The organism is Bergeriella denitrificans NBRC 102155, from assembly GCF_001592185.1.
Taxonomy (GTDB): domain Bacteria; phylum Pseudomonadota; class Gammaproteobacteria; order Burkholderiales; family Neisseriaceae; genus Neisseria; species Neisseria denitrificans.
Window position 1 is genome coordinate 1 of the sequence record NZ_BCWL01000184.1, and the last position, 4,194, is coordinate 4,194.

Sequence of the window (4,194 nt, forward strand, 5' to 3'; positions counted from 1 at the left end):
ATATTCTTCAAGCGGCTGAGCGCAGTCAAAGCCGCAAGCAGGGCTTCGACTGCGCTCAGCCTCCTGTATGCAGAATAAAGGTTTCCAGCTATAAGTCATACGGCAAAGCCGCAGGTTTCCCATTTTTTTACGATAAAGGTTTTCCCGTGCCGTTTGAAAGAAGCACCCGCGCATTCCTTTTCAGACGGCATACCGGCCGGAAACACACCAACAAAGGAGTATCACCATGTCCCAATCTTCCGACCGCCGCAATGCCCTAATCGGCGCGGCTTTTCTGATGGCGACTTCGGCCATCGGCCCGGGTTTCCTTACCCAAACGGCAACGTTTACCCAAACCTTGGCCGCCAGCTTCGGTTTCGTGATTCTTTTGTCCATCCTGCTCGATATCGGTGCGCAACTGAATATCTGGCGCATTATCGCCGTATCCGAAATGCGCGCGCAGGATATTGCCAATAAAGTACTGCCGGGCGCGGGCTATTTTTTGGCCGCATTAATCGTCATCGGCGGCTTGGCTTTCAATATCGGCAACGTCGGCGGCGCGGGCATGGGTTTGAACCTGCTGACCGGCCTGTCGCCCGAAACGGGGGCAGTCATCAGCGGCATGATTGCCATCGGCATTTTCCTGTTTAAAGAGGCGGGGCGGGCGATGGACAAATTCGCGCAGCTGATGGGCTTCATCATGATTGCGCTGACCATCTATGTCGCATGGCAGGCCAATCCGCCGTTGGGCGAAGCGGCCGCGCGTACTTTCGTGCCGGAAAAACTGGACGCCATCGCCATCGTTACCCTGGTCGGCGGCACGGTCGGCGGCTACATCACGTTTGCGGGCGCACACCGCCTGCTGGACGCGGGTATCAAAGGCCGTGCGGCTTTGCCGGAAGTCAGCCAAAGCTCCGTGCGCGCCATCCTGATTGCTTCGGTGATGCGGGTGGTGCTGTTTTTGGCGGTGCTGGGCGTGGTGGCGCAAGGTGTGGCGCTCAATCCGCAAAACCCGGCTTCCACGCCGTTCGAGCATGTGGCGGGCAAAGCCGGACTGCTGATTTTCGGTATGGTGATTTGGGCGGCTTCGATTACCTCGGTCATCGGTGCGGCCTATACCTCGGTATCGTTTTTCTCCGGACTGAGCCCGTCTATCGAGCGCAACAGAAACAAATGGATTATCGGCTTTATCGTGATTTCGACCGCCGTGTTCGCCACTATCGGCCGCCCCGCGCAAGTGCTGGTGCTGGTGGGCACGCTCAACGGCCTGATTCTGCCTGTTTCGCTGGGTCTGATTCTGATTGCGGCCTATAAGAGCAAAATTGTCGGTGATTACAAACACCCGCTGTGGATGACGGCCGCCGGCGTTGTGGTCACCGGCCTGATGGCGGTATTGAGCCTGGTGACCATCGTGAAATATGTGGGCGGGCTGACAGGGTGATTTCCCCTGTTTGCCTGATTGAAAAAAGCCGTCTGAAAATCTCTATTTTCAGACGGCTTTTTTTTATTTCTCCCGCTTGTTGCGGCGCGCCCTCGGGTGGGCATCATCGTACACTCTGGCCAGATGGTCGAAATCCAGCTTGGTATAAATCTGGGTGGTGGAAAGATTGCTGTGCCCCAGCAATTCCTGCACCGCGCGGATATCGCGCGAGGCCTGCAGCAGATGGGTAGCATAGCTGTGGCGCAGCATATGCGGCGAAATATGCTGCCCGCCCGCCTGCGCCGCCGACCATGCCTGCAGGCGTTTTTGGATTTGGCGCTGGCCGAGCCGGCTGCCTTTGCGGTTGGTAAACAGCGCCCGCTCGCCCTCCGCAGCGGCGCGATGCGGCAGATAAGCGCGTATGGCTTCTATGCTTTTGCCCACCAAAGGCACTTGCCGCTGCTTGCCGCCCTTACCCATCACCGTCACCCAGCCCGCGTCCAGCAAAACGTCCTGTATATCCAAGCCGACCACTTCGCTCAAGCGCAGGCCGCTGCCGTAAAGCAGCTCGAACACGGCTTGGTCGCGCAGGGACAAAGGCTCGTCGCCGCTGCTCTGGTTCAACATATGGTTGAGCTGCTCCTGCTGCAGGGCTTTCGGCAGCCGCTCTCCTGCTTTCGGCGCCGACAAACCCACGGTCGGATCGGCGGCCAGCAGGCCGTTTTGCTGCAGCCAGCCGCAATACTGCCGCCATACCGACAATTTGCGCGCCAAGCTGCGCTCGCTGATGCCGCGCTGCGACAGTTTTTTAAACGCTGCGATAAAATGGCTGCGGCCAAGTGCATCCCCTTCGCAGCCGTTTTCCGACAACAGCGTGTCCAGCTGCGCCAAATCGCGCCCGTATGCGGCCACGGTATGCGCCGATTTTCCCTGCTGCTGCAAAACCAGCAGATAGGCCGGATAATGTTCGGAAAATTCAGACGGCTTCATTTTCAGACGGCCTCCAAAGTGTGTTTCAAAGCCCCCGGCAAGCGGCAGACGGCTTGGCGGGCGTAATCGAAGCAGACCATGCCCGTCCGCACCCGCGCAATGCTCCGAGCGTCGGCTTCGCGGATGATGTGATACAGCAGCGCAAAGCCGCTCCGGCCGATTTCCGCCGCGCCCATTTCCACCCGCAGCCCGTCGCCGTAATGCGCCTGCGCCAGATACTGCACCGCCGCGTCCGCCATAATCAGCCCCGCGCCGCCCGCGTCCAATTCGCTCCAACCGGCCGCCGCCAGCCAACGCATCCGCACTTCGTGGCACAGCCGCAAAACGGCATCGTTGCTCAAATGATTGCCGTAATTCAAATCCCCTACCCCTACCGCCAGATATGTGGCAAACAATCTGTTTTCGGGCATTTCGACGACTATTTTCGGCATGGCTTATTTCCTATCGTTTTCAGACGGCTATTATCGTCCATATCGGCCACAGGCGAAACCGGTTACGGGCAAAATCCGCCGCCCGCCGCGCTTCGCACCGCATTTCATTAATATATAAAGGCAAGTGTAGCCCTGTGTAGTTTTTTCATTCAAAAACCATTATAATTTGAAGCCGAACCCATTTGAAACCCTAGCTCAGGAGACTTTTATGGCCCTCGTATCCATGCGCCAATTACTCGACCATGCCGCAGAAAACAGCTACGGCCTGCCCGCATTCAACGTCAACAACCTCGAACAGATGCGTGCCATTATGGAAGCGGCCGACCAAGTCAACGCCCCGGTCATCGTGCAGGCCAGCGCGGGCGCGCGCAAATATGCCGGCGCACCTTTCCTGCGCCACCTGATTTTGGCCGCAGTAGAAGAATTCCCGCATATCCCCGTTGTGATGCACCAAGACCACGGCGCATCGCCCGATGTGTGCCAACGCTCCATCCAGCTCGGCTTCTCCTCCGTGATGATGGACGGCTCGCTGATGGCCGACGGCAAAACCCCGTCCAGCTACGAATACAATGTGGACGTAACCCGCACTGTGGTGAACTTCTCCCATGCCTGCGGCGTCTCCGTTGAAGGTGAAATCGGCGTACTGGGCAATCTGGAAACCGGCGAAGCCGGCGAAGAAGACGGCGTGGGCGCAGTCGGCAAACTGAGCCACGACCAAATGCTGACCAGCGTGGAAGATGCCGTGCGCTTCGTGAAAGATACCGGCGTGGACGCGCTGGCGATTGCCGTGGGCACCAGCCACGGTGCCTACAAATTCACCCGCCCGCCGACAGGCGACGTATTGCGTATCGACCGCATCAAAGAAATCCACGAAGCCCTGCCCAACACCCACATCGTGATGCACGGCTCCAGCTCCGTGCCGCAAGAATGGCTGAAAGTGATTAACGAACACGGCGGCAGCATCGGCGAAACCTACGGCGTACCCGTGGAAGAAATCGTAGAAGGCATCAAATACGGCGTGCGCAAAGTCAACATCGACACCGACCTGCGCCTGGCCTCTACCGGTGCCATCCGCAAATTTATGGCGGAAAACCCGTCTGAATTCGACCCGCGCAAATACCTGAGCAAGACCGTAGAAGCCATGAAGCAAATCTGCGTTGACCGCTATCTGGCATTCGGCTGCGAAGGCCAAGCCTCAAAAATCAAACCGGTTTCCCTAGACAAAATGGCGGAAAAATACGCCAAAGGCGAATTGGAACAAATCATCAAATAAGCAGTCGAAATAAGCATTTGATGTAAAAAAAGCCGTCTGAATATCTGCATGGATATTCAGACGGCCTTTTTTTATCTGTATGCCATGATAACGGATATATA

5 protein-coding genes are annotated in these 4,194 nt (G+C 57.3%); 3 read left to right on the forward strand and 2 right to left on the reverse strand.

Going from position 1 to position 4,194, the window contains the following annotated elements:
- The coding region (locus BDE01S_RS11590) for a hypothetical protein (RefSeq protein WP_218015865.1) at positions 1–260 on the forward strand (260 nt) is incomplete at its 5' end.
- On the forward strand, positions 227–1,420 hold the full coding sequence (locus BDE01S_RS08755) for an NRAMP family divalent metal transporter (RefSeq protein WP_066080325.1): 1,194 nt from the start codon (positions 227–229) through the stop codon (positions 1,418–1,420). The genes BDE01S_RS11590 and BDE01S_RS08755, both read left to right, overlap by 34 nt.
- Before the next feature lie 63 nt (positions 1,421–1,483).
- Here the strand turns inward: BDE01S_RS08755 and BDE01S_RS08760 are convergent, their stop codons facing one another.
- Together BDE01S_RS08760 and BDE01S_RS08765 are read right to left on the reverse strand one after the other, a co-directional pair.
- Positions 1,484–2,389: a tyrosine recombinase XerC gene (locus BDE01S_RS08760; RefSeq protein ID WP_066080328.1), complete on the reverse strand. Its 906-nt coding sequence runs from the start codon at positions 2,387–2,389 to the stop codon at positions 1,484–1,486.
- Between the two features lie 2 nt (positions 2,390–2,391).
- Complete coding sequence (locus tag BDE01S_RS08765) at positions 2,392–2,820, reverse strand: acyl-CoA thioesterase (RefSeq protein ID WP_066080332.1); 429 nt, start codon at positions 2,818–2,820, stop codon at positions 2,392–2,394.
- Between the two features lie 208 nt (positions 2,821–3,028).
- On the opposite strand from BDE01S_RS08765, the gene fba reads away from it, so the two are divergent.
- Complete coding sequence (gene fba / locus BDE01S_RS08770; protein WP_066080335.1) at positions 3,029–4,093, forward strand: class II fructose-bisphosphate aldolase; 1,065 nt, start codon at positions 3,029–3,031, stop codon at positions 4,091–4,093.
- The last annotated feature ends 101 nt before the right edge of the window (positions 4,094–4,194 follow it).

Bases quoted from the DNA above. Each gene is read 5' to 3' on its own strand.
- BDE01S_RS08755 (WP_066080325.1), top strand. From the start codon at position 227: ATGTCCCAATCTTCCGACCGCCGCAATGCCCTAATCGGCGCGGCTTTT.
- BDE01S_RS08760 (WP_066080328.1), bottom strand. From the start codon at position 2,389: ATGAAGCCGTCTGAATTTTCCGAACATTATCCGGCCTATCTGCTGGTT.
- BDE01S_RS08765 (WP_066080332.1), bottom strand. From the start codon at position 2,820: ATGCCGAAAATAGTCGTCGAAATGCCCGAAAACAGATTGTTTGCCACA.
- fba (WP_066080335.1), top strand. From the start codon at position 3,029: ATGGCCCTCGTATCCATGCGCCAATTACTCGACCATGCCGCAGAAAAC.